Here is a 24,930-nt window from a genome sequence, read left to right as displayed (position 1 = left end):
CAGACAGAGAGTGATCCATGCCGCCATCGACCCCCATCACTGCCGCCCCGATTGCCCGCAAGGCCCCAGGCCAGGACCCTTACGCCTGGCTGCAAGTGCGTGACAGCGCAGAAGTGATGGATTACCTGAAAGCCGAAAACGCCTGGCAGGAAGCCCAACTCGCCGGGCAACAGGCGCTGCGTGAAACCCTGTTCGAAGAGATCAAGGGCCGTATCCTCGAAACCGACCTGTCGCTGCCCTCCCCCTGGGGCCCGTACCTGTATTACACGCGCACCACCGCCGGCGACGAATACGCCCGCCACTACCGCTGCCGCCGCCCGGCCGACGACAGCAACCAGGTGGATGACAGCAGCGAGGAGCTGTTGCTCGACCCCAACGTGCTGGCCAACGGCGGCTTTTTCTCCCTCGGTGCGTTCAGCATCAGCCCCGACCATCAGCGCCTGGCCTACAGCCTCGATACCAATGGCGAAGAGATCTACACCCTGTACGTGAAGGAATTGGCCACCGACAAAGTCAGCGAACTGGCGTTCGATAACTGCGACGGCAGCATGACCTGGGCCAATGACAGCCTGACCCTGTTTTTCGGCGAACTGGACGATACCCATCGTCCGCACAAACTCTACCGCTATCGCCTGGACGGCACCGCCGCGCAGGAAGTGTTCCACGAGACCGACGGGCGTTTCTTCCTGCACTGCTACCGTTCCAGCTCCGAGCGCCAGTTGCTGGTGGCCCTGGGCAGCAAGACCACCAGTGAAATCTGGGCGCTGGACGCCGACCAGCCGCACCTGGACTTCACCTGCCTGGCGCCACGGGTCGAAGACCACGAGTACGACGTCGACCACGGCCAGCTCGACGGCGCGTGGACCTGGTTCATCCGCAGCAACCGCGACGGTATCAACTACGCCCTGTTCGTCGCCGCCGACACCGGCCGCGTGCCGACCCAGGCCGACTGGAAAAACCTGATCCCCCACAGCGATGAGGTGATGCTCGACGGCGTGAGCCTGAATGCCGGCGCCATGACCTTGAGCCTGCGCATCGGCGGCCTGCCGGTCATCGAAGTGCATCCCCAGGGTCTACCGACCTATCGTGTGGAATTGCCTGACGCTGCCTACAGCCTCTACGTACAAAACAGCCTGGAATTCCCCAGCGACAAGATCCGCCTGCGCTACGAAGCCCTGAACCGTCCGGCCCAGGTGCGCCAGCTGGAACTGGCCAGCGGCGCGCAACAGGTGCTCAAGGAAACCCCGGTACTCGGCGTCTTCAACGCCGACGATTACGTCAGCCAGCGTTTGTGGGCAACCTCCGCCGATGGCACCCAGGTGCCGATCAGCCTGGTGGTCAAGCGCGACCAGCTTGGCAAACCGACGCCGCTGTACCTCTACGGCTATGGCGCCTACGGCCAGAGCCTCGATCCGTGGTTCTCCCACGCGCGCCTGAGCCTGCTGGACCGTGGCGTCGCGTTTGCCATTGCGCATGTGCGCGGCGGCGGCGAGCTGGGCGAAGCCTGGTATCGCAATGGCAAACAAGAACACAAGCAGAACACGTTCAACGACTTCATCGCCTGTGCCGAACACCTGATCGCACAGGGTTTGACCTGCGCCAAACAGCTGGTGATCAGCGGCGGCAGCGCCGGTGGCCTGTTGATCGGCGCGGTGCTCAACCAGCGTCCGGAGCTGTTCCAGGCGGCGATTGCCGAAGTGCCGTTCGTCGACGTGCTCAACACCATGCTCGACCCGGACCTGCCGCTGACCGTCACCGAGTACGACGAGTGGGGCAACCCGCAGGAGCCCGAGGTCTATGCGCGCATCAAGGCGTATGCTCCGTATGAGAACGTGCGCGCCCAGGCCTACCCGGCCCTGCTGGTGATCGCCGGCTACAACGACAGCCGCGTGCAGTACTGGGAAGCGGCCAAGTGGGTGGCCAAGCTGCGCGACACCAAGACGGACGACAACCTGCTGCTGCTCAAGACCGAACTGGGGGCCGGCCATGGCGGCATGAGCGGGCGTTACCAGGGATTACGTGACGTAGCGCTCGAATATGCATTTGTGTTCAAGGCGCTGGGGCTGGTTTAGCGGTCCTGGCTGAACGCCGGAGCGCTCGACGCGGTTAACCGCCGGGCGTCTTCGGCTTGCTGTCGTTCGGCGGCACGCCGGGGACCGTCTGGTCCTTCGGTGGCGCAGGTAACACGATAGGCACCAGCGGCGGCGAGCCGTTCGTCTTGGGCACCGCCGGCGGGGTGACTTGCGGATACAGCGTCGGGGTGGGGGTGCCCGGCGCGCCTGGGGTTGGCGCCGGCGCAACCGGTACGGTTTGCAACTCCTGAGCCTGCGCCACACCCAATGTGAGCGCGCCCAACACAATGACCGTTAGAATGCTGCACTTCATCGATGGCTCCATGGCCTGACCGGAATGTCGTAAGGCTACTCCCAACCGCGCAAGAATGCCCTTCCCAATGAGATCTCCATGAAACGTTTCGTTCTGCTGGACACCACCCCGATCCCCGACAACGGCGGTGCCTTGTGCCTGTTCGAATACGGCGAGGACTTTGTCATCAAGATCCAGGGCGGCGACGGCGGCCAGTTGATGAACACGCGCATGCACGGCTCCGAAGACGCGCTGGCAGAAATCCCTTGTCGCAAAGTCGCCGGCCGCCCCGGTTCGCGGGTATTGATCGGCGGGCTGGGCATGGGTTTCACCCTCGCGTCGGCCCTCAAGCACCTGGGCAAGACCGCCGAAGTGGTGGTGGCAGAACTGGTGCCCGGAGTCGTGGAGTGGAACCGTGGCCCTTTGGGCGAAAAGGCCGGGCGCCCGCTGCTTGACCCGCGCACCGTGGTCCGCATGGAAGACGTGGCCAAGGTGCTGCAAGCAGAGCCTCAGGGCTTTGATGCGATCATGCTCGACGTGGACAACGGCCCCGAAGGCCTTACGCAAAAAGCCAACAGTTGGCTCTACTCCGCCGGTGGCCTGGCCGCCTGCGCCAAGGCCCTGCGCCCCAAGGGCGTACTTGCGGTGTGGTCGGCCAGCGCCGACAAGCTGTTCAGCGACAAGCTGCGCAAGGCCGGTTTCAAGGCCGAGGAAGTGCAAGTGTTCGCCCATGGCAACAAGGGCACGCGGCACACCATCTGGATTGCGGAAAAGCTCAAGGGCTAATTGCGCCGCGATTGGCTAGAATCAACCCTATCCGTGAACCACCCGAAGACAGGAGCCATGATGAGCTCGACCAACCCGCCCTCCCACACCGCCAAGCTCGACCGCATCCTCGCCGATGCCCAGCGCGACCGGGAAATGGGCTACCGCGACAAAGCCCTGAAAATGTACCCCCACGTGTGCGGCCGCTGCGCCCGTGAATTCGCCGGCAAGCGCCTGAGCGAACTGACCGTACACCACCGCAACCACAACCATGACGACAATCCCCAGGATGGGTCCAACTGGGAGTTGCTGTGCCTGTACTGCCACGACAACGAGCACTCGCGCTACACCGACCAGCAGTACTTCGGCGAAGGCTCCACCAGCAGCCCGACGATCGCCAAGGCCACGCACAACCCGTTCGCGGCGTTGGCAGGGTTGATGAAGAAAGACGACTGAAGTTGCGCGCGGGCTGCCCCGCCCTCTTCGCGGGCAAGCCCGCTCCTACCTTTGACCGCATTCCAGAGCATGGACACGGACCAATGTGGGAGCGGGCTTGCTCGCGAAGGCAGCAGCGCCAGCGACGCAGCGCTCGATAGCGACCACAGCCCGACCAATCCCCGTATAATCGCCGCTTTTCTCCAAGGCACCCTTCCCCGTGGGCAATAAACGCTACAGCTGCATCGGTCTGTATAACCCCAAATCCCCCGAAAACGTCGGTTCGGTGATGCGCGCCGCCGGTTGCTACGGCGTGGCCTCGGTGTTCTACACCGGCAAACGCTACGAGCGCGCCCGGGATTTCATCACCGACACCAAGAAGGTCCACCACGACATTCCGCTGATCGGCATCGATGACCTGAGAAAAATCCTGCCGCTGGGCTGCATCCCGGTCGCCGTCGAACTGGTGGACGGCGCCCGCCCGCTGCCCGAATACACCCACCCCGACCGCGCGCTGTACATCTTCGGCCCCGAGGACGGCTCCCTCGACAAAGAGATTCGCGACTGGTGTGAAGACGTGGTGTACATCCCGACCACCGGCTGCATGAACCTCGCCGCCACCGTCAACGTGGTGCTCTACGACCGCCTGGCCAAGGGCAATAACACCCGCTCGGGGCCCAAATACTGAGTTGCCGGGAACATCCGGCGCCTGCACACAGTCAGTTGCGTATCACTAGCCCTTGTTGGAGACCGATCATGAGCGACAGCAAAACCCTGCGACCTGTCATTGAATCCACCCCACGCCAGGCCCGCCCCACGCAGAACGTACACGGCTGGGAGCGCATCGGCTCGGTGGCCGGCGGCGTGATCATGGTCGGCAAAGGCCTGCGCCGTGGCGGGATTTTCGGGCTGCTCCAGGTGGCGATTGGCGGCGTGGCGCTGACGCGTGGGTTTACCGGGCACAGTTCGCTCAAGGACAAGCTGGAACAAGGTCGCCAGGAAATGAACAGCCTGCGCACGAAAATCGAGCGGGCCGGTGACGAGTTGAAGAACCTGAAGACCAAGGCGCAAACGGGGGCCGAAAAGGCCACAAAAACCACCGGCTGAGCCAAGTCTTCTGTCTGTTGCTGATCCAGATGTGGGAGGCGGCTTGCTCCCACCTTTATTCTGGGTCAGCGCAACAGCTTGGAGTCCAACACCACCGACGACTCGCCGATGATGCTCTGAGCCAGTCGCACAAACTCTGGGGTGCTGACGCTGTTCGCCCGCATCACCACTTGCGCGAGATCATCCAGCGAGCGCTTGTTGTGGGTTTTCACGCGGATCTCGCGATCCAGCTCCTGCATCACCACCACTGCCCGCGCCACGGTTGCGCCGCTGACGTGCTCGCCACGCAGGCTGGTGACGTCCTTGCCTTCGCGGGTCAACCGCGCCTGTATCGCCGCATAGCGCTCATCGGTGATCCCGCCGCCACGGCGCAGCAGTTCGATCGCGTAATACTCCGCCAGGCCTTCGCTGATCCAGTCGCTGGCATCATGGTCACTGAAGCGGCCGATGGCATGCACCACTTCGCGGATCAACGGGCTGCTGCCGTTTTCACTGACCAGCGGCGTGCGGCTGTTGAGGTAGACCGAGTCGCGCGCCAAGAAGGCGCCACGGCGCATCGGGTCGCTGGCGCCGACAATCAATAGCTTGGCGGGGTGACGCGGGAACGCGGCTTCCACCTGCGGCCAGACGAAAGTCAGCAACGTCAGCACATCCATACGGCGCATGGCCTGGCCCTTGGGCGAGGCCACGGTGACGTCGGTTTCGCCCAGGCGCACACGGCGGCTGCCGAGGTTACCGGCGAGCATCCAGCCGGTGGGGCGGTCGAACAGGCGCGAGACGTTGTTGATCCGGAAGGTGTGCTTGCCGATACGCGGCCAGGCGGTTTCGACGCTTTTCCAGCCCGTCGGCAGCTCGAACACCAGGCGCGAGACCAGCTCGACGCCGTCCTGCTGGTCGAGGTGCGCGGTCGGCACCAGGTCTTCCCCGCGAAACAGCGCCCAACCCGGCGTCATGCGCGTTTCATAGATACCCGGCTTGCGCGCATGGCTGAGGCGTACACGGTAGGTCAGGCTGGCCTTGTCGGCGCTGGGTTGCCAAAGGCCGCGATGGCCACTGACTTTCCATTGGCCATCGGCCTTGAAATCGCTGTAGTCACCGTCGCGCCCCAGCTCGAAATCCAGGCTGCGCACCGCCGAACCCTGGGACAGACTCACGCGCACCTCAGCCTGATCGCTCTGGGGCAGCAGTTTGACGTGATAGTCCAAGTCGACTTTCTTCGCGCACCACGCCGGTGTGCTCAGCGCCAGCAACACCAGGCTTGCCGCCAGCCGGGTCAGCCCCTTCATACTCGCTCCTTGTTCAGCCAGCGCGGAAGATCAGGTAATCCTCCCAGTCTTCTTCGGGCACGCTGCCTTCGCGGAGCATGCGTCCGGACTGGGAAATGCGTTCGTGATGCACGGCGTCACGGTCGCCGCAGACCAGGTGATGCCACAGCGGCAAGTCCTTGCGCTCGCTGACCAGGCGGTAACCGCAGGTGGGCGGCAACCACTTGAACTGGTCGGCCTGGCCCGGGGTAAGCTGGATGCAGTCGGGCACCGACGCGCGGCGGTTGGGGTAATCGGTGCACTGGCAGGTTTTCAGGTCGAGCAGTTTGCAGGCGATGCGCGTGTAATAGACGCTGTTGTCGTCTTCATCCTCGAGCTTTTGCAGGCAGCACAGGCCACAGCCGTCGCACAACGACTCCCACTCCTCCTGATCGAGGTGTTCAAGGGTTTTGCGTATCCAGAAAGGTTCGACTTTGGCGGCCATGGCTCTACATCGGTATCGGTGGGTGAAAAGGCCGCCAGTCTAGTGCCCAAGGCCACTGGGGCCAAGCGCTTACGACTGGCGGTGTTGCAAGACTTGTCAGTCTAGCGGGAGCGCAGTAGCTTTGAGCGCCGAATTGACGATCAGGAACTGCCCATGAGCACCAACCCCCGCGCTGCCGATTACCCGATCAACCCCCAGTTCACTGAGCGCTGGTCGCCCCGCGCCTTTACCGGCGAGAGCATCCCGCAGGAAACCCTGCTGAGTTTTTTCGAAGCCGCGCGCTGGGCGCCATCGGCCTACAACTCGCAGCCCTGGCGTTTTCTCTATGCGCGCCGTGACACGCCGGACTGGGAGCGTTTCCTCGGCCTGTTGAACGAATTCAACCGCAACTGGGCGCAGCATGCGTCGGCCCTGGTGATCATCGCCTCGAAAACCGACTTCATCGCCCCCGGCGCCAGCGAAGAAACCCCGGCGCTGTGGCACACCTTCGACACCGGTTCGGCCTGGGGCTACCTCGCGCTGCAGGCCAGCCTCAGCGGCTGGCACAGCCATGGCATGGCCGGCTTCGATCAGGCGCTGACGCGCAAGGAGCTGAAGATTCCCGAGGGTTATGCGCTGCATGCGGCGGTCGCGATTGGCAAGCTGGGCGACAAGTCGAGCTTGCCCGAGTACCTGCAAGGCCGTGAGACCCCAAGCCCGCGCAAGCCGTTGAGCGAGCTGGTTTCGCAAGGCTATTTCAGTCTCTAGGACTGACGTGGGAGCTGGCTCGCCAGCCCCCACCTGTGGTTCGACGCGGTGTCAGTAGCCGCGCTCGAAATCCACTTCACCGCGCAACACTTGCTTGGCCTGGTAGGCGCGCACGTTTTCCAGAAACAGTTGCACCATCATCGACGGCGAGGTCGGCGCCGAGCTGTGCCCGGTCAGCAGCAAGCCCCAGGCGGTCCAGAACGGGTGGCGCTGCGGCAACGGTTCCTGGCGGCACACGTCGATCACCGCGCCAGCCAGGTGCCCTTCTTTCAACGCTTCGACCAGATCCGCATCAACCACCGCAACGCCGCGGCCGACGTTGATAAACAACCCGCTCGGCTTGAATTGCTTGAACAGCGCCGCGTCGTACAGGTCGTGGGTGTTCGGCGTGTTGGGCAACAGGTTGATCACGTAGTCCGCTTCGCCCACCAGCCGGCCGAGTTGATCGAGCGCAGCCACTTCGACAAACGGCGCCTGCTCGCGCGCCTGGCTGGCGATGCCGTACAGCTTGACGCCAAACGGCACGAGGAACTGCGCCACGCGCTGGCCGATATCACCGCAGCCGACGATCAGCACCGTGCGCCCCGCCAGGCTCTGGCCCATGCGGTTGTCCCACTTGCGCTCGACCTGGCTGACCAGGCGCGCCAAGACTTCGCGTTCATGGCCGAGCATGTAGGTGAGGATAAATTCCGCCATGACCTGGCCAAAAATCCCCACCGCACGGGTCAAGCGATAGTCGCGGGGCAGGCCGTCGGCCAGCAGCGGCGTGATGCCGGCCCAGGTCGATTGCAGCCACTGCGGCTGGTGCCCCTGGCGCAACAGGGTGGCGAGCAGGTCCGGCTGGCCGAGCCACACCGGGCAATCGGCCGCCAGGCGCGAGAGTTCGGCCGAGTCGCCGCTGGTCAACACCTCGAGGTCCGGGGCCGCTTCGCTCAGCAACCGGGCGTAGAGCGGGTGATCCTGTTCAGCAATCAGAACACGCATGGTTCAAACCTTTCAAAAACAATGCGGACGGCCGCCCGCATCCTTACGGCCACCATCCATTAATACGATTCCATGGAAAAGAATGCGCCCCGGGCAGGGCACGCCGCGATCACATCGGGTCGTTGCGGCGCAGCAGCTCTTCGGGCAAGTGTTCGATGTACTCGTCCTCGGCCGGTGGCATTTGCAAGTGGTAGCCCTGCTTTTCGAGGTTTTCCAGGACCACTGCGATGTCCTCGCGCGACAGCTTGCGCTCGGGCGTCAGCACCATGTCGAAGGCGTGATGGGCCTTGCCGAAGGCTTCCATCAAGGGTTCCGGCACGCGCTCCAGGGCATCGCTTTTCAGCACGTAGAGATACATTTCGTTGCGTTTCAAGCTGCGATAGATGGAGCAAATACGTTTCAAGGCTGTTCTCCGGCAGTGGCCAGGCTGTCGAGCAGCGCCTGGCCCATCAACTCGCGGCGCCAGCCACGCAGCGAGTCTGGCAATTGGTAAGGCCCGTCGGGGTAGCCACTTTTGACCAGGGCTTCGAGGGTTTTCTTGCGCAGCATCAGTTCCGGCGCCATCTCCAGGCGTTCGGCTTGCGCCTGGCCCAAGGCGCGCAGGTGCTTGATCAGCGCAGCGGCATCCACCGGCAGCGGTTCAGCCACGGCGGGCGGCCATTGGTCCATGGACACGCTGCCGGCGCGCTTGATCAGGTCCAGCAGAAACTGGCCATCCTGACGCACGGTGCGCGGGTGCATGTCTTCGATTTTGCCCAGGGCGGCGAGGTTATCCGGCTGGGATTTGGCCAGGGGCCACAGCGAGTGTTCACGAATGATGCGATTGCGCGGCAGGTCACGGGCACGCGCTTGCTGCTCGCGCCAGGCGCACAGTTCACGCAGCACGGCGAGTTGGGCACGGGACAGTTTCCACGCCAGCTTGGCCTCGCGGTACACCTCGTAAGGGTCGACTTCGCGGCGCAGGTTGGCCACCAGTTCGGCACCGTCTTCCAGGACCCAGGCGTATTTGTCGTCCGACAGCCGCGGGCGCAGGCGAATGAAGACCTCGGCCAAGTGGACCGCATCTTCGGCGGCGTAGCTCACCTGGGTCTCGGACAACGGGCGCTGCAGCCAGTCCGAGCGGGTTTCGCCCTTGGGCAAGTCGATATCGAGCACGGCTTGCACCAGGCGCGAATAGCCCATGGAGAAGCCGAGGTTCAGGTAAGCCGCGGCCAGTTGGGTGTCGAACAACGGCACTGGCAGGCTGCCGGTCAGGCGCAGCAACACTTCCAGGTCTTCACTGCAGGCGTGGACCACTTTGATCACGGCCGGGTTTTCCAGCAACGCCGCCAGCGGTTGCCAGTTGTCGATGGTCAGGGGGTCGATCAGGTAAGCGCGAACGCCATCACCGATCTGGATCAGCCCGGCAATGGGATAAAAGGTGTCGACCCGCATGAATTCGGTGTCGAGGGCGACGAATGGCAACTGCTGCCATTCGGCGCAATGCTGGCCGAGGCTATCGTTGTCGCAGATCCAGTGAATATCGATGGCCACACGGCTCTCCCTTGAAGGATGGCGCGCAGTATATATCGCGGAAGGGACTTGCGAGCATCCGCAGTGCACACGCAATCATGAAAACTCCGACAGCGTGTAAAGAATAGTCCGACAGATTGGAGTTATCCCATCTTACGTAGAACGTAGACACGCCATACGCTGGAGCCAGGAATGAACTCCTGGTGATTCAGGACCTGGAACCCCGCCTGGCAGAACTCCTCCTCCACTGGCGTCCGGGAGGCGACCGACACGATCACGGTGTCGCGGCTGACCCGATGAAACTCCTGCAGCAGCGCTTGGCGCCCTTCGCTGCTGGGCACGTGGCGAAACAATTCCAGACAGAAAATGCAATCTACCGCGTTCGCCGACAAGCCGATGGAAAACGCCGAGCCCTGAAAGGTCTTGACCCGCTTGAGCAGCGCCGCCGGGTGATGGGTGCGGGCGTGGTCGAGCATGTCTTGGGAGTTATCCGAGGCGAGGATGACCCGGTTGACGTGTTCGGCCAACACCGGCCAGAACCGCCCCGAACCGCAGGCCAGGTCGAGGATCAGACCGGGCTCGCCGGCCACCTTGAGGGCATTGCGCACCAGCCGCCCGTCACGCCACGCCGCCAGACGCTGACGCAGCCCAGGCGGGCGCGTATCGCCGCAGACCCTGGCGTGCTCACGGTCACAGCGTTCGGCGTATTCAATCTCGATGGACGAAAGTGGTGGTGACAACATCACGGGCTCATGTGAGTGGAACGGTAGTGAATGACCTTGATTCGCAGCTTAACCAGTGCAACGTGAAAAAAAGGTCGAAAAAACCACCACCGTCAATCCGTTCACGCCGAGTGCAGATACCAGCGCCAGTCCTGCTCGCCCACCTCGCCCATGAACTGCCGATATTCAGCCCGTTTCACCGCCAGGTACACGCCGAGAAACTCACTGCCGAACGCCTCCCGTGCCCAGCTGGAGTCTTCCAGGGCGCGCAGGGTGGTGAGCCAATCGGTGGGCAGCAACGCGTTGGCCTGGGCGTAGCCGTTGCCTTCCACCGGAGCGCCGGGGTCAAGTCGTTCGCGGATGCCGCGGTGGATACCGGCGAGGATCGCCGCCGCCGCCAGATAAGGGTTGGCGTCGGCGCCGCAGAGGCGGTGTTCGATGTGCCGCGACGGCGCCGGACCACCCGGCACACGCAGGCTGACAGTGCGGTTGTCGACGCCCCAGGTGGCGGCCAGCGGCGCGTAGCTGTTGGTCTGGAAGCGGCGATAGGAGTTGGCGTTGGGGCAGAACATCAGCAGCGAATCGAGCAAGGTGCTGAGCATGCCGCCCACCGCCTGGCGCAGCAGCGGCGTACCGTCGGCGGCCTCGCTGGCGAACAGGTTATGGCCTTCGGCGTCCGCCAGGCTGACATGCATGTGCATGCCGGTGCCGGCCAGGTCGTCGAACGGTTTGGCCATGAAGCACGCCGTCATCCCGTGCTTGTGCGCCACGCCTTTGACCAGGCGTTTGTAGCGCACCGCTTCGTCCATCGCTTGCAGGGCATCGGTGCGGTGTTCGAGGGTGATTTCGACCTGGCCCGGCGCGTATTCGGAAATTGCCGTGCGCGCCGGGATGCCTTGCAGTTTGCAGGCGCTGTAAAGGTCGGCGAGAAACGGCTCGATCTGCTCCAGCTCGCGCAGGCCATAGACCTGGGTCGCACGCGGGCGGCCGCCGTCCATGTCGCGCGCCGGTTGCGGGCGGCCGTTGTGGTCGGGTTTCTGGTCGAGCAGGTAGAACTCCAGTTCCGCCGCCATCACCGGGTAATAACCATCGGCCTTGAGCCCGTCGATCACCCTGGCCAGCACGTGCCGGGGGTCGGCCACGGTGGCGGGCAAGCCTTCGGTGGGGTGCATACTGACTTGCACCGCCGCCGTCGGAATCAGCCGCCATGGCATGCGCTGCAAACTGCCGCTGATCGGGTACGCACGGCAGTCGATATCGCCCACCTCCCACACCAGTCCGGAGTTTTCCACGTCATCGCCATGGATGGTCAGGCCAAGGATCGTGCTGGGCAGCGGGCGGCCACTTTCATACACCGCCAGCAGTTCGTCGCGATGCAGCAACTTGCCGCGCGGCACGCCATTGTTGTCGAGGATAAACAGCTCGAACATCTCGATGTCCGGGTTCTGCTCAAGGAAAGAGCGGGCTTCGTGCAGGCTGGCAAAAACACTCATGGCAATTCTCATACGTTTGCGTCAGGCAGGCGCACAGGCGCCGCCGGGCGGATGCGCGCAGGTGCGCGTCATCCATCGGATAGATCAACGTAGGAGAGAGGTATCTGGTGGGCGCGCATGTCGACAGTGGAACAGGGCCCAGAAAGCCAGCGCGGAGGGCAACGCCTCGACATCCGCCGGACCGCTCGGCGCGACGACGCCAGGCAGTGTCTCGGGGTAAGTGTCGGGGTAACCGTCCATGGGCGAATCACCGTGAGGGAGATGCCCGGCAGCGTCACACGCCGGGTCAGGGGCGTCAATTCAGGGTTGACGGAGTTTGGTTGCACGTTGGCTAAACATTCACCGTCCTTGCCACCCCACCATCTTGCTGGAAATAATGGCCGCCCGATCATGCCCAAGGACTCGACCGCATGAAAGCTCCTTTAGCCCTGTGTGTATTGGTGAGTCTGGCGACACCCGCCCTCGCGGACACGCCCCCCTCGCGCCTGGACAACGTGCTCGACAGCGGCACGCTCACCGTCTGCACCACCGGCGACTACAAGCCCTACACCTTCCTGCGTGCCGATGGCCGCTACGAAGGCATCGATATCGCCATGGCCGAGTCCCTGGCCAAGAGCCTCAACGCCAAGATCGCCTGGGTGCCCACCACCTGGAAAAGCCTGATGCCGGACTTCCTCGCGCACCGCTGCGACATCGCCGTGGGCGGTATTTCGGTGTCGCTGGAACGCCAGAAAAAGGCGTTCTTCAGCCAGTCCCTCGGCGTCGACGGCAAGATCCCGCTGGTGCGCTGCGCCGATGTGCAGCGTTACCAGAGCGTCGAGCAGATCAACCAGCCGCAGGTGCGGGTGATCGAGCCGGCGGGCGGCACCAACGAAGTGTTCGCCCGGGCGCACCTGGGCCAGGCGCAGATACGCCTGCACGACAACGTGACCATCTTCGACGAACTGCTGGCGGGCAAGGCCGATGTGATGATCACCGACGCCAGCGAGGCGCGCTTCCAGCAGAAACTCAAGCCGGGGCTGTGCGCGGTCAACCCGCAGCGGCAGATGCAATATAGCGAGAAAGCCTTCCTGCTGCCCCGCGACGATGTGGCCTGGAAAAGTTACGTCGACCAGTGGTTGCACCTGAGCGTGGCCACCGGGGTGTACGACGGCATCGTCAATCAATGGCTGGCGGCGCCCTGAGCCGCAGCCGTCTAAGCTGTGCTCACATCTATAAGAACGAGGCACGGATAATGAAGCGACTGCTCCGATTCAGCTGGCTGCTGCTGTTGGGTTTCAGCCAGGTACACGCCGCCACCTTGCCGGAGGAGGACGCCCAGGCGGCCAAGGCTCTGCTGGGGAAAGCCTTGGCCTACTACCAGAGCAATGGCGACAAGGCCTTCGCCGCCTTCAGCCGCCAGGGCGAGTTCGTCGACCATGACCGCTATGTGTTCGTGGTCGACACTCAGGGCGTGTTGCTGGCCAGCGGCGGGCCCTCCTCCGCCTTGATCGGCCGCGATGTGTCCGAAGTGCTCGGGGCGGATTTGCGCCAGTCGTTCAAGGACGCGCTCAAGGCGCCGGAAGGCCAGGGCATCCAGCAGGCCGACTACCGCTGGCAGAACTGGAACGACGGCAAGATCGAACACAAGCATGTGTTTTATCAGCGTGTCGGCGAACGCATTCTGGCGGTGGGCTATTACCTGCCACGGGCCACGCCGGAACAGGCGCGAGCGCTGCGGGACCAGGCCGTCAAGGCGCTGGTCAAGGATGAAGCCGGCACGCTGAAGGCGATCAACTCATTGCAGGGCGGTTTCCTGCAGGACGATCTCTACGTGTTCGTGGTCGACCTCGATACCCGGCGCTATGTCGCCCATGGCACCAACCTGCGGCTGATCAACACCGACTTCAGCAAGATCAAGGACCCCGACGGCAAGCCGGTGGGCGCACCGATCCTCAAGTTGATGGCGGAGCAGGATCAGGGTGAGTACAAGTACCGTTGGAAAAACCCGGTGACCGGCAAGGTCGAGAACAAGCATGCGTATTTGCGCAAAACCGGGCATTTCATGGTGGCGGTCGGTTATTACAGCCCTTGAATTGCACAGGCGGTCAAACCGCTGGGAGCGGGCCAGCCCGCTCGCACATTTGGATGTCCAGCCGGCCCGTCAGCGGGCCTTGTCTTCACGGCCGCGCAGCATGCGATCGGGCATCGCAATCGCCGCCGCCAACCCCAGCAACGACACCGCCGCACTGACCATCAGCAAATGCCGGAACGTCACCGCCAGTTCCCCGCGCAGGGCATCCTGCGCCGGGCCTGGGGCGGCGTTCAGGCCGTCGAGCAAAACGCTGCCGGAACCGCCCTCGACCACCAGCGCGCCGCTGGCCAGGTGGGCAAAGCTGGAGTCCTGCAACAGCGCCAGCAACAACGCCGACATGCACGCCACCCCGACCGCCCCGCCCAGGGAACGGAACAGGTTGGTGGTGCTGGTGGCGACGCCGATATCGTGCTGGTCCACCGAGTTCTGCGTGCCCACCAGCGAGGTCGGGAACTGCATGCCGGCAGCGATGCCGCACAGCAGCATGAACATCGCCGTCAGCCCCATCGCCTGCGGCGCACTGTAGGCCATGCCGAGAATCGCCAAGGGGCTCAACACGGCGCCGCTGAGGATCAGTGGTTTATAGCGCCCGGTCACCGAGGTCATGCGCCCGGCAAAGTAGGCGCCCATCGGCAAGCCCATCGCCAGCGGCAGCAGGTGCAGCGCGGCACTGTCGGCGCCGGAGCCGGTCACGGTCTGAAAGCGCAAAGGCATCAGCACCGTCAGGGAAATCGCCTGGAAACTGGTGAAAAACATCGTACACCAGCACAGCACCGCGCTGCGGTTGGCGAACAGGTGCATCGGCAGCAACGGTTCCCGCGCACGCCGCTCATGCCAGACAAATATGCTCAGCGCCACCAGCGCGCAGGCCAGCAACGCTAGTACCGAGTCATTGCGCCAATCATGGCCCTGGCCGATCTCGGTGATGCCCAGCAGCAAGGCGCTCAAGCCGATGATCAGCAGCACGGTGCCGAGGTAATCGATGATCGGCTTGCGTTGCGGCAACGGCAGCCCGACCAGGCTGCGATGGGCCACGTACCAGGCGCCGGCGCCCAACGGCAGGTTGATCAAAAACACCCAGCGCCAGGACAGGTACTCGGTCATATAACCGCCCAGCACCGGCCCAGCCACGCTAGCCACCGCGTACATGCCGCTGAAATAGCCCTGGTAACGCCCGCGCTCGCGCGGCGGGATGATGTCGCCGATGATCGCCTGGCTCACCGAAATCATCCCGCCGGCGCCGATGCCCTGGAGCACCCGCGCCAGCACCAGTTGCTCCATGCTTTGCGCCATGCCACAGAACAGCGACGCCAGGGTGAACAGGCCCATGCCGATCAGCATCATCGGCCGCCGCCCGTACAGGTCGCCGAGCTTGCCGTAGATCGGCACCGCCACTGTCATCGCCACCATATAGCCGGAGATCACCCAGGCCAGCAGGTTGACGTCGTGGAACCGCGCGGAAATGGCCGGCATGGACACGGCGACAATGGTCTGGTCCAAGGCACCGAGGAAGATCGCCATCATCAACGAGACGAGGATGCTGCGCACGGCAGGTACGGCTGGAGTAGGCTGATTGAGCTGAGTCACGGTAAACCTTCGAGCAAGGCCCGCAGGAAAAGGCGACCTGCGGGCATGCTCGATACGATAGCAGGCTATTCGATAGCTTCGTAAGGAAGCCCGACGTAATTTTCCGCGATGGTGGTGCGACCGGCGTGCGAGTGGATGAAGTACGCCAGTTCGCTCTCGGCAATGCGCTGGCTGAACCCGTCCGCTTCGGGAAACTGATGCAGCATCGACGTCATCCACCAGGAAAACCGCTCAGCCTTCCACACGCGTCGCAGGCAGATTTCCGAATATTTCTCCAGCAACTCCACGCGCCCCTCGCGGTAGACCTTGAGCAAGATGCGAAACAGCGTGCTCACGTCGCTCGCCGCCAGGTTCAAGCCCTTGGCCCCGGTGGGTGGGACGATGTGCGCCGCATCCCCCAGCAGAAACAAACGCCCGTACTGCATCGGCTCGACCACGAAGCTGCGCAGCGGCGCGATGCTTTTTTCGATCGACGGCCCGGTCACCAACTGCTCGGCCAACTGGCTTGGCAGGCGCGTTTTCAGTTCAGCCCAGAAACGCTGGTCCGACCACTCATCGACCGACTCCTCGACGGGTACTTGCAGGTAGTAACGGCTGCGCGTCGGCGAACGCATGCTGCACAAGGCAAACCCACGCGCATGCTTGGCGTACACCAGTTCAGGATGGACCGGCGGCGTGTCGGCCAGGATGCCCAGCCAGCCGAAGGGATACACCCGCTCGAAGACCTTCAGCGACTCGGCCGGGATCGATTGCCGGGCGACACCGTGAAAACCGTCGCAACCGGCCACGTAATCACACTCCAGGCGATAGGCTTCGCCTTCATGTTCGAACGTCAGCCAGGGTTGATCAGTTTTGAGCCCGTGGGGTTGCACCTCACGCGCGTTATACAAGGTGACGCCACCGGTGGCGGCGCGTGCGGCCATCAGGTCGCGGGTCACTTCGGTCTGGCCGTAGACCATCACCGATTGACCGCCGGTGAGCGCCTTGAGGTCGATGTGAGTCAGTTGGCCATTAAGCGCCAGTTCGAAGCCATCATGGACCAGGCCTTCCGCGTCCATGCGCTGGCTGACGCCGGCCTCGCGCAACAGGTCGACCATGCCTTGCTCCAACACCCCGGCACGGATGCGCCCCAGCACGTAATCGGCGCTCTGGCGCTCTAGAATCAGGGTTTGGATACCGGCCTGCTGCAACAGTTGGCCGAGCAACAGTCCCGAAGGACCGGCGCCGATGATGGCGACTTGAGTTTTCAGCGTTTTCATTATTTTTATGGCCCGAAAAATTCACCCGAACGGATAAGGTGAAAGAGTTGTCATTGGTCTTGTTGCTGACATTTTTCACTTGAGTGGGCGCTATAAGAAGGTGAAAACTGCGCCAAAGCCTGCGCTTTTTGCCAATCGGGGCGATTACCGAACCACTTGCCTGAGTATCGGATTGAAACTATGACCAAAACTGCCAGTTCCGCGATTCCGGTGTTCAAGCTGTACGGGGAAAACCAGCAATGGCCGACGCCGGATTTGTTGCACTGCGAAACGATTTCCCGACGCAGCCGGGACTACCAGTGGGAAATCCAGCCCCACCGGCACGCGGATCTGTGCCAGTTGTTGTACGTCCACCAAGGCCAGGCGCAACTGGAAATCGAAGGCCAGCGCACCACCCTCAACGAAGCGACCTTGCAGGTGCTGCCGCCGCTGTGTGTGCACGGGTTTCGGTTTGCGGAAGATGTCGAAGGCTACGTGCTGACCCTGGCGGCACCGCTGGTCAGCCACCTGCAAGCGCAATTGGGCGCAACGGTCGACGGCCTGCAGGTGCTGGGCAGTTACCCGGCAGGCAAGGACAGCGACTATCTCAACAACCTGTTCGCCCGCCTGCAGGACGAATACGCCGATGAGCAGCCGGCCCGGGACATGCTGATGCACGCCCTGGTCAGCGTGCTGCTGGTGTGGATCAGCCGCCAGGCCATCCAGCGCCGCCACCCGCGGGCACCGCGTGGGCGCGAGTATTTCCGGCGCTTTACCCAATTGGTCGAACAGCAGTATCGCGAACACCCGAAGATTGAAGACCTGGCCCACAAGCTGGGTATCTCGGTCTCACACCTGAACGGCACATGTCGGGAATTGGGTGGGCAACCCGCGCTACAGATCATGCACGACCGCCAATTGCTGGAAGCCAAGCGCCTGCTGACCTACACCAGCATGACCATCAATGAAATGTCGGAGGTATTGGGCTTTTCCGACCCGACCAACTTCTCGCGGCTATTCCGCCGCCGGGTCGGGTTTTCGCCCAAGGCATTTCGCGAACGACTCAAGGCCGAAACACCCGAGGATTAAACGCGGGATCGTCCTTGGTTGGCCATTAGCGCAACGCGCTGAAACTGCCGGTGCGCGGAATGCATTGATCCTGATGGCAACTGATCGCAAAGCTCGGCTGCATGCGGGTCTGCTCGACGCGATAGGCGGCGGTGCCGTACAGCGCGCTGACCAAGGCGCAAAGGATGAAAATTTTCAGGTACTTTCTGGTTTTGACGGTCATGGCACAGACCTCTGAAGGACCTACTCGGTGCTGTTTAAAGCATAGGTCAGCCAGGGCGAGTTGCCATTATTGGACGCCATTCAACATCTGTATGTCGGGTCACAGGCCCCGGTCCCACTCCGGCGTTTCCGGAAACCTCAGCACCAGGAAATCCAGGAGGCTACGCAGCGCCGACGGCATGTGTTTGCGCGACGCGTACACCGCGTAGATGTTCATCTGCCGCGGTTCGGCCGCGGGCAACAGGCGCACCAGTTCGCCACGGCGGATGTGCTCGCCGGCCTGATAACTGGGCAACATCGCCACCCCCGCCCCGGCGAGCGTCACGCGTAACAGCGTGCTGGCTTCGTTGGCGGTGATATTGCCGTGGACCGGCACCGAAACGTGTTCGCCGCCTTCCTCGAAATGCCACAGGCTTTTGCCGAAGTACGAGTGGGTCAGGCAGTTGTGCCGCGCCAGGTCCTCGACCTTTTGCGGCGCCGGATGCTCAAGCAGGTAGGCCGGGGTCGCACACACCACCGAGCGACAGACCGTCAGGCGCCGCGCGATCAGGTTGGGGTCCAGGTCGTTGCTGGTGCGGATGGCCAGGTCGATGCGCTCATCCACCAGGTTGACCGTGCGATCGAGCATCTGCAGGTCGACCGTCACCAAGGGGTAGCGCCTGACGTATTCGGCGATGGCCTCGGCCAACTGCGCCTGGCCGAACGAGGTGCTGACACTCAGGCGCAGCAGGCCACGGGGCGCGTCATCCGGTTCGCTGACGGCGGCCTGCATGTCGCCGCACAGCTCCAGCAATTGCCGGCAACGTGGCAGGGTTTCCCCGCCGGCAGCCGTCAGGCTGAGTTTGCGCGTGGTGCGATGCAGCAAGCGCGCACCGACCCAGTCTTCCAGCTCGGCCAGGTAGCGTGAGACCACCGGGCGCGACAGGTCCAGATGGTCGGCGGCGGCGGACTGGCTGCCCAGATCCACCACCGTCACAAACACGCGCATTGCTTGAAGACGATCCATGATCTGCCCGATTTTAGAAACAAACTATGTCCCAGCATCGCATTTTTTGTGGTGTTTGGTGCAACTAAGCTCTGTGCATCCCTTACCGATTGCCGGAGTTGCCCGATGTTGTCCACCCTCAAGCGCCTGACCCTGGCGACCGCCGCCCTGGCCTTCGCCGCCCAGGCGGCCGCCGCCGAGCTGACCCTCGACGTGTACAACCCCGGCGAGGCCGCGATCTTCCCGGTCAGTTCGGTGCTGGTCAGCGGCGCGAAAGACGCGATCCTGGTCGACGCGCAGTTCGGCAAAAGCCAGGCCGAACACCTGGTGCAGAAGATCCGCGCCAGCGGCAAACACCTGACGACCATCTACATCAGCCACGGCGACCCGGACTACTACTTCGGCCTCGACACCCTGACCGCCGCATTCCCCGACGCCAAGGTGCTGGCCCCGCAAGCGGTGGTCGACCACATCAACGCCACCGTCGCCGGCAAACTGGCGTTCTGGGGCCCGAAAATGGGCGCCGACAAGCCAGGCAAAACCATCGTGCCGCAGGTGCTCGACGGCCACCGCCTGACGCTTGAAGGGCAACCGCTGGAAGTGATCGGCCTCGACGGCCCGCAGCCGGATCGCAGCTTTGTATGGGTGCCGTCGATCAAGGCCGTGGTCGGCGGTGTGGTCGTCGCCGACAACATCCACCTGTGGATGGCCGATACTCAGAGCGCGCAGTCCCACAAAGACTGGCTGGCCACCCTGCAACGCATCGCCGAACTGCAGCCGCGCACGGTGGTTCCGGGGCATTTCCTCGGCAACCCGTCGCTGCAATCCGTGGCCTTTACCGCCGACTACATCCAGGCCTTTGACGAAGAAACCGCCAAGGCCAAGGACTCCGCCGCCCTGATCGCGGCGATGAAAAAGCGTTACCCGACCCTCGCCGACGAAAGTTCGCTGGAACTGAGCGCCAAAGTCGCCAAGGGCGAAATGAAGTGGTGAAGCGTTTCAAACCTTAACCGTACTGGAGAATGTCATGAGCAAGATCGCAATCATTGGGGCCACCGGCCGCGCCGGTAGCCAACTGCTGGAAGAAGCGCTGCGACGCGGGCACAGCGTCACCGCCATCGCGCGCAACACTGACAAGCTCGCCGTGCGTCCTGGCGTCAGCGTCAAACAGGTCGATGCGCTGGATGCCGAGGCCTTGCAACAGGCCATCAGCGGCAGCGATGTGGTGATCAGCGCGGCGCATTTCGCCACCCTGCCCGCCAGCGCGGTGATCGGCCCGGTGAAAAAAGCCGGGGTCAAACGCCTGCTGGTGGTGGGCGGCGCGGGTTCGTTGCTGCTGCCGGGCGGCACTCGGGTGATCGACAGCGAGGGTTTCCCAGAGGCGTACAAGGCTGAAGCCAGTGCCGGCGCGACGTTCCTCGAGGCGTTGCGTCAGGAGCAGGAACTGGATTGGACCTTCCTGTCGCCATCGGCCGAATTCGTTGAAACCGAGCGCACCGGCACCTTCCGCCTGGGCCAGGATGATCTGTTGGTGAGCCGCGAAGGCCGCAGCTGGATCAGCTTCGCCGACTTCGCCATCGCGATGATCGATGAAGTGGAAACACCGAAGCATTCGCGCCAGCGTTTCACCGTCGGTTACTGAGCCGACACGATCAACCTGTGGGAGCTGGCTTGCCGGTTCCCACAGGTGGATCTTCAGCGTTACGCCTGTTGCGCCTGGTTGACCAACCACTCCATCAACGCTTCAAGCCCGGCGGACGGCTTTGTCCCCGGCGGATACACCAGGTAATAGCCCATCCCCGTCGGCACCCGCAATTCAAACGGCGTCACCAAGCGCCCCGCGCTCACATCCTCGCCAATCAACGCGCTGTCGCCGATCGCCACGCCTGAACCCTGGGACGCCACTGTCATGGCCAGATCCAGCGTCTCGAAATGATGGCCCTGGCTCACATTGCTCAAGCGCGTCTTCGCCGCGTTCAGCCATAACGCCCAGTCCCGCTCGTCCCGCGTGGGGTGCAGCAGCACCTGTTGCTGCAGGTCCGCTGGCGTATTCAGCGCGCCCAGCAAGGCCGGCGCGCACACCGGGGTGAGTTGTTCGTCGAACAGATGCCGAGCCTCGGCCGACTGTTCGGCGCTGGGCGCATAGATCACCGCGGCATCGAACTGCTCGCGACGAAAGTCCACGGTGTAGGCCACGGTCGTGGTCAGCTCCACCGGCACATCCGGGCGCTCCCGCTGCCATTGCATCAAGCGCGGCAGCAGCCAGCGCATCACGCAGGTGGAGGCCTTGAGCTGCAAGGTGTCGCGGCGGCGGCCGATCTGCTCCAGCGCGTCACCGATCAGGCCGAAGACCTGCTGCACCCGCAGCGACCACTCGCGGCCTTCTTCGGTCAGGCTCAGGCCCCGCGCCTGGCGCTGGAACAAGGCATAGCCCAAGTGGCTTTCCAGCCCGGCGATCTGCCGGCTCACCGCGCCTTGGGTGATGTGCAACTGCGCGGCAGCGTGGGTGAAGTTGCAGCACTGGGCGGTGACCCAGAAGGTGTGCAGCGCGGGCAGCGGCGGGAGGCGTTTCATAGGGCAAGCAGCCATGACGTGAGGACATGGCTAGTATGACTTTTTATCGATTGTTGCCGCTACGGGCCAGCCGGTCCAATACCGCCTCACCTCAACCTGAGAGCGACATGTATGGCGACCTGCGGCGAAGTATTGGTCAAGCTCCTGGAAAGCTACGGCGTGGACCAGGTGTTTGGTATTCCTGGCGTCCACACCGTGGAGTTGTATCGCGGCCTGGCGCGCTCGAACATCCGCCACGTCACCCCGCGCCACGAACAGGGCGCGGGTTTTATGGCCGATGGCTATGCGCGCACCAGCGGCAAGCCCGGCGTGTGTTTGATCATCACCGGCCCCGGCATGACCAACATCACCACGGCCATGGGGCAGGCCTATGCCGACTCGATCCCGATGCTGGTGATCTCCAGCGTGCAGGCGCGCAGCCAGCTGGGCGGCGGGCGCGGCAAGTTGCATGAGCTGCCGAACCAAAGCGCGCTGGTCGCCGGCGTGGCGGCGTTCTCCCACACCGTGATGTCGGCAGCAGAATTGCCCGGCGTGCTGGCGCGGGCGTTTGCACTGTTCCAGGCAGGGCGCCCGCGCCCGGTACACATCGAAATCCCGCTGGATGTGCTGGTGGAAAACGCCGATGCGTTGCTCGGCACCTCCCCCATCAGCGTGGCGCGTGCCGGTGCGGCGCCAGTGGCGGTCGCACAGATGAGCCAACGGCTCGCCGCCGCCCAACGCCCGCTGATCCTGGCCGGCGGCGGCGCCATCGAGGCCGCCGCGGCGTTGACCCGCCTGGCCGAAACCCTCGGCGCCCCCGTGGCGCTGACCATCAACGCCAAAGGCCTGCTGCCCGCGGCCCACCCGCTGCTGATCGGCTCGACCCAGTCCCTGCTCGCCACCCGCGCCCTGGTCGCCGAAGCCGATGTGGTGCTGGCGATCGGCACGGAGCTGGCGGAGACCGACTACGACGTGACCTTCGCCGGCGGTTTCGAGATTCCCGGCGCACTGCTGCGCATCGATATCGACCCCGACCAGACCGTGCGCAATTACCCGCCCGAGCTGGCCTTGGTGGCTGACGCGCAGATCGCCGCCGACGCCTTGCTCGCCGAACTCCAGCGCCAACCGCTGGCGCCTCGCCACAGTGCCTGGGGCGCCCAGCGCGTCGCCCGCCTGTGGGCCGAATTGACGCCGACCTGGGACGCCGCCACCCGCGCGCAAACCCGCATGCTCCACACGGTGCTGGAGGAACTGCCCGGCGCGGCGCTGGTGGGCGACTCCACGCAGCCGGTGTACAGCGGCAACCTGACCCTGAACCTTGACCACCCGCGCCGCTGGTTCAACGCGTCCACCGGCTACGGCACCCTGGGTTATGCCCTGCCCGCGGCCATCGGTGCCTGGTTGGGGCGTGGCGATGGCCAGCCGGTGGTGTGCCTGATCGGCGACGGCGGGCTGCAATTCACCCTGCCGGAACTGGCCAGCGCCGTGGAGGCGCGCACGCCGATCATCGTGCTGCTGTGGAATAACCAGGGCTACGAGGAGATCAAGAAGTACATGGTCAACCGGGCCATCGAACCGGTCGGCGTCGACATTTACACGCCGGACTTCATCGGCGTGGCCACGGCCCTCGGTTGCGCCGCCGAACGCATCCAGGGCCTGGACGCACTGCGCGTGGCCTTGCGTGCCGCCGCGGATCGCCAGGGGCCGACGCTGATTGAAATCGACCAGGAACGTTGGATGCAGGAGGTAGCGGTATGAGTGCGGTCGTAAACGGTGTGTATATCAATGGTGCGTGGCGTGCGGGCCATGACGTGTTGGACGTGATCAACCCGGCCACCGAGGAAATACTCGCCCAGGTCAGCGTCGGCGATGCCCGCGCCGTGACCCAGGCGGTCGACGCCGCCAGTGCGGCGTGTGTCGGCTGGTCGCAGAGCACCGGCCACGAGCGCGGCGCCCTACTGCGCAAAGTGGCTCAAGGCGTGAGCGAGCAGCGCGAGCCGTTGATGCGTGTACAGTCGCGCAACAGCGGCAAACCGTTGTTCGAAGCGGGAATCGATGTGGACGACGTCATCGCCACCTTCGAGTACTACGCCGGTCTCGCCGAGGCGCTGGACGCCGAGCAAGACCGCGCGGTGGCGCTGCCCACTGATGCCTTCAGCGCCCGCCTGCGCCGCGAACCCTGCGGCGTGGTGGGGCTGATCGTGCCGTGGAATTTCCCCATGGTCACCACCGCCTGGAAACTCGCCCCGGCGCTGGCCGCCGGCTGTTGCGTGGTGCTCAAACCGTCGGAAGTGACGCCGCTGGCGGAGTTGCAACTGGCGCAGATCATCGCCGCGGCCGGCTTCCCGGCGGGGGTGTTCAACCTGGTCTGCGGCACCGGCTTGGCCGTGGGCGCCCCGCTGGCGGCGGACCCTCGCGTGGCGAAGATTTCCTTCACCGGCAGCAATGCGGTGGGCGTGCAGGTAATGCAACGCGCCGCCGAAACCGTCAAGGGCGTGAGCCTGGAACTGGGGGGCAAATCCTCGCTGCTGGTGCTGGAAGATGCCGACCTCGACCTGGCGCTTGAGCTGGCCTGTGGAGGTGGCTTTTTCAACGCCGGGCAGATGTGTTCAGCGACCAGTCGTGTGCTGGTGGCTGACAGTCTCGCGGATGAATTCCTACAGCGTTTAACTGCGCGGGCTGAAGGGATTCGCGTCGCCGACCCATTTGCCGACGACGTGGAAATGGGCGCGTTGATCAACCGCGCCCAGTACCAACGGGTGTTGGCGCATATCCAGCGCGGCGTGCAGGACGGTGCCCGCTTGCTGTGCGGCGGTGAGCGCCCGGCGCACTTGGCGAAGGGTTATTTCATTCGCCCCACGCTGTTCACCGACGTGCCGCTGGACAGCGCGTTGTGGCGGCAAGAAATCTTCGGCCCGGTGCTGTGTGTACGACGCTTTACCACGGAGGCCGAGGCCATCGCCCTGGCCAACGACAGCGATTTCGGCCTGGTGGCCAGCGTGGTCAGCCGCAACGACGAAACCGCCGAACGCGTGGCCAATGCCTTGCAGGCCGGCATGGTGTGGATCAACGCGCCGCAGGTGATCTTCCCGCAAACGGCGTGGGGCGGTTACAAGCAGAGCAGCATCGGCCGCGAACTGGGCCCTTGGGGGCTGGCGACGTTTCAGGAGATCAAGCATGTAATCCGGTCTAACTGACGACGCAGCCTCCCGATGGAATGTGGACCAATGTGCGGTATTTCAGTTAACTGCATTTTTTAGATAGCCCCTGCGACTTTCTCATTTGCCCCACTACCCCGCCCGTGGCCTGATTCGCCCTTGTTCAC

26 protein-coding genes are annotated in these 24,930 nt (G+C 63.9%); 13 read left to right on the top strand and 13 right to left on the bottom strand.

Annotated elements, in window-relative coordinates; genetic code table 11:
- The first annotated feature begins 17 nt into the window (after nt 1-17).
- Entirely contained in the window at nt 18-2,072 is a 2,055-nt protein-coding gene (locus JN756_RS08340) for a S9 family peptidase (protein WP_057004996.1), read from the top strand.
- A gap of 34 nt (nt 2,073-2,106) precedes the next feature.
- Here the strand turns inward: JN756_RS08340 and JN756_RS08335 are convergent, their stop codons facing one another.
- Complete coding sequence (locus JN756_RS08335; RefSeq protein WP_017848752.1) at nt 2,107-2,385, bottom strand: hypothetical protein; 279 nt, start codon at nt 2,383-2,385, stop codon at nt 2,107-2,109.
- Between the two features lie 78 nt (nt 2,386-2,463).
- Here JN756_RS08335 and JN756_RS08330 point away from each other — a divergent pair, with 78 nt between their 5' ends.
- The 4 genes from JN756_RS08330 (at nt 2,464) to JN756_RS08315 (ending at nt 4,671) form a co-directional block, all read left to right on the top strand.
- Nucleotides 2,464-3,150, top strand: coding sequence for a spermidine synthase (locus JN756_RS08330; RefSeq protein WP_017848751.1), 687 nt, complete (start codon nt 2,464-2,466; stop codon nt 3,148-3,150).
- A 60-nt stretch (nt 3,151-3,210) separates the two neighbouring features.
- Complete coding sequence (locus tag JN756_RS08325; protein WP_003210675.1) at nt 3,211-3,585, top strand: YajD family HNH nuclease; 375 nt, start codon at nt 3,211-3,213, stop codon at nt 3,583-3,585.
- A 199-nt stretch (nt 3,586-3,784) separates the two neighbouring features.
- The gene (locus tag JN756_RS08320) at nt 3,785-4,252 is read left to right on the top strand and encodes an RNA methyltransferase (RefSeq protein ID WP_017848750.1); all 468 of its coding nucleotides are present in this window, start codon (nt 3,785-3,787) and stop codon (nt 4,250-4,252) included.
- A gap of 68 nt (nt 4,253-4,320) precedes the next feature.
- Nucleotides 4,321-4,671: a YgaP family membrane protein gene (locus JN756_RS08315; protein ID WP_017848749.1), complete on the top strand. Its 351-nt coding sequence runs from the start codon at nt 4,321-4,323 to the stop codon at nt 4,669-4,671.
- 65 nt (nt 4,672-4,736) lie between these two features.
- On the opposite strand, the gene JN756_RS08310 is transcribed toward JN756_RS08315, so the two are convergent.
- Nucleotides 4,737-5,957 carry a hypothetical protein gene (locus JN756_RS08310; protein WP_201021987.1) on the bottom strand — a complete coding sequence of 407 codons (1,221 nt, stop codon included), beginning with the start codon at nt 5,955-5,957 and terminating at the stop codon, nt 4,737-4,739.
- 13 nt (nt 5,958-5,970) lie between these two features.
- Nucleotides 5,971-6,420 carry a YcgN family cysteine cluster protein gene (locus JN756_RS08305; protein WP_017848747.1) on the bottom strand — a complete coding sequence of 150 codons (450 nt, stop codon included), beginning with the start codon at nt 6,418-6,420 and terminating at the stop codon, nt 5,971-5,973.
- 153 nt (nt 6,421-6,573) lie between these two features.
- Here JN756_RS08305 and JN756_RS08300 point away from each other — a divergent pair, with 153 nt between their 5' ends.
- On the top strand, nt 6,574-7,167 hold the full coding sequence (locus JN756_RS08300; protein WP_201021986.1) for a nitroreductase family protein: 594 nt from the start codon (nt 6,574-6,576) through the stop codon (nt 7,165-7,167).
- Between the two features lie 51 nt (nt 7,168-7,218).
- On the opposite strand, the gene JN756_RS08295 is transcribed toward JN756_RS08300, so the two are convergent.
- The 5 genes from JN756_RS08295 to JN756_RS08275 form a co-directional block, all read right to left on the bottom strand.
- The gene (locus tag JN756_RS08295; protein WP_017848745.1) at nt 7,219-8,151 is read right to left on the bottom strand and encodes a D-2-hydroxyacid dehydrogenase; all 933 of its coding nucleotides are present in this window, start codon (nt 8,149-8,151) and stop codon (nt 7,219-7,221) included.
- 109 nt (nt 8,152-8,260) lie between these two features.
- Nucleotides 8,261-8,554: a YcgL domain-containing protein gene (locus JN756_RS08290; protein ID WP_017848744.1), complete on the bottom strand. Its 294-nt coding sequence runs from the start codon at nt 8,552-8,554 to the stop codon at nt 8,261-8,263.
- Nucleotides 8,551-9,684: a ribonuclease D gene (rnd, locus tag JN756_RS08285; RefSeq protein ID WP_046384335.1), complete on the bottom strand. Its 1,134-nt coding sequence runs from the start codon at nt 9,682-9,684 to the stop codon at nt 8,551-8,553. Before rnd ends, JN756_RS08290 begins: the two co-directional genes overlap by 4 nt.
- 122 nt (nt 9,685-9,806) lie before the next feature.
- On the bottom strand, nt 9,807-10,406 hold the full coding sequence (locus JN756_RS08280) for a class I SAM-dependent methyltransferase (RefSeq protein WP_079443069.1): 600 nt from the start codon (nt 10,404-10,406) through the stop codon (nt 9,807-9,809).
- 101 nt (nt 10,407-10,507) lie between these two features.
- Nucleotides 10,508-11,878, bottom strand: a complete 1,371-nt coding sequence (locus JN756_RS08275; protein ID WP_046384337.1) for a glutamine synthetase family protein — start codon at nt 11,876-11,878, stop codon at nt 10,508-10,510.
- 410 nt (nt 11,879-12,288) lie between these two features.
- Between JN756_RS08275 and JN756_RS08270 the strand changes: the two genes are divergently transcribed.
- Together JN756_RS08270 and JN756_RS08265 are read left to right on the top strand one after the other, a co-directional pair.
- Complete coding sequence (locus JN756_RS08270; RefSeq protein WP_201021985.1) at nt 12,289-13,062, top strand: transporter substrate-binding domain-containing protein; 774 nt, start codon at nt 12,289-12,291, stop codon at nt 13,060-13,062.
- A gap of 50 nt (nt 13,063-13,112) precedes the next feature.
- A complete protein-coding gene (locus JN756_RS08265) occupies nt 13,113-13,952 on the top strand; it encodes a cache domain-containing protein (protein WP_057004993.1) in 840 nt (279 codons plus the stop codon).
- Nucleotides 13,953-14,021: 69 nt separating this feature from the next.
- Here the strand turns inward: JN756_RS08265 and JN756_RS08260 are convergent, their stop codons facing one another.
- Nucleotides 14,022-15,539, bottom strand: a complete 1,518-nt coding sequence (locus JN756_RS08260) for an MDR family MFS transporter (RefSeq protein ID WP_108524352.1) — start codon at nt 15,537-15,539, stop codon at nt 14,022-14,024.
- Nucleotides 15,540-15,604: 65 nt separating this feature from the next.
- Nucleotides 15,605-16,789: a 4-hydroxybenzoate 3-monooxygenase gene (pobA, locus tag JN756_RS08255; protein ID WP_169850587.1), complete on the bottom strand. Its 1,185-nt coding sequence runs from the start codon at nt 16,787-16,789 to the stop codon at nt 15,605-15,607.
- Nucleotides 16,790-16,978: 189 nt separating this feature from the next.
- On the opposite strand from pobA, the gene JN756_RS08250 reads away from it, so the two are divergent.
- On the top strand, nt 16,979-17,866 hold the full coding sequence (locus tag JN756_RS08250) for a helix-turn-helix domain-containing protein (RefSeq protein ID WP_046384341.1): 888 nt from the start codon (nt 16,979-16,981) through the stop codon (nt 17,864-17,866).
- 25 nt (nt 17,867-17,891) lie between these two features.
- Here the strand turns inward: JN756_RS08250 and JN756_RS08245 are convergent, their stop codons facing one another.
- Both JN756_RS08245 and JN756_RS08240 read right to left on the bottom strand, forming a co-directional pair.
- Nucleotides 17,892-18,068, bottom strand: a complete 177-nt coding sequence (locus tag JN756_RS08245) for a hypothetical protein (protein ID WP_164887019.1) — start codon at nt 18,066-18,068, stop codon at nt 17,892-17,894.
- A 99-nt stretch (nt 18,069-18,167) separates the two neighbouring features.
- Entirely contained in the window at nt 18,168-19,073 is a 906-nt protein-coding gene (locus tag JN756_RS08240; RefSeq protein WP_032804836.1) for a LysR family transcriptional regulator, read from the bottom strand.
- A 105-nt stretch (nt 19,074-19,178) separates the two neighbouring features.
- Between JN756_RS08240 and JN756_RS08235 the strand changes: the two genes are divergently transcribed.
- Together JN756_RS08235 and JN756_RS08230 are read left to right on the top strand one after the other, a co-directional pair.
- Nucleotides 19,179-20,045: an MBL fold metallo-hydrolase gene (locus JN756_RS08235; protein WP_201021984.1), complete on the top strand. Its 867-nt coding sequence runs from the start codon at nt 19,179-19,181 to the stop codon at nt 20,043-20,045.
- A gap of 34 nt (nt 20,046-20,079) precedes the next feature.
- Entirely contained in the window at nt 20,080-20,694 is a 615-nt protein-coding gene (locus tag JN756_RS08230; protein ID WP_017848732.1) for an NAD(P)-dependent oxidoreductase, read from the top strand.
- 59 nt (nt 20,695-20,753) lie between these two features.
- Here JN756_RS08230 and JN756_RS08225 read toward each other — a convergent pair whose 3' ends face one another.
- Entirely contained in the window at nt 20,754-21,626 is an 873-nt protein-coding gene (locus JN756_RS08225; RefSeq protein WP_017848731.1) for a LysR substrate-binding domain-containing protein, read from the bottom strand.
- A gap of 111 nt (nt 21,627-21,737) precedes the next feature.
- On the opposite strand from JN756_RS08225, the gene JN756_RS08220 reads away from it, so the two are divergent.
- Entirely contained in the window at nt 21,738-23,363 is a 1,626-nt protein-coding gene (locus JN756_RS08220; protein WP_126588987.1) for a 5-guanidino-2-oxopentanoate decarboxylase, read from the top strand.
- A complete protein-coding gene (locus JN756_RS08215; RefSeq protein ID WP_201021983.1) occupies nt 23,360-24,802 on the top strand; it encodes an aldehyde dehydrogenase family protein in 1,443 nt (480 codons plus the stop codon). Before JN756_RS08220 ends, JN756_RS08215 begins: the two co-directional genes overlap by 4 nt.
- Nucleotides 24,803-24,930: the final 128 nt, after the last annotated feature.

Origin of the sequence: Pseudomonas sp. Y39-6 (genome assembly GCF_023651955.1) — a bacterium.
In the GTDB taxonomy this organism is placed as follows: Bacteria; Pseudomonadota; Gammaproteobacteria; order Pseudomonadales; family Pseudomonadaceae; genus Aquipseudomonas; species Aquipseudomonas veronii.
Note: the sequence above shows the minus strand (reverse complement) of the source record. Positions and strands in the feature narration are given on the sequence as shown.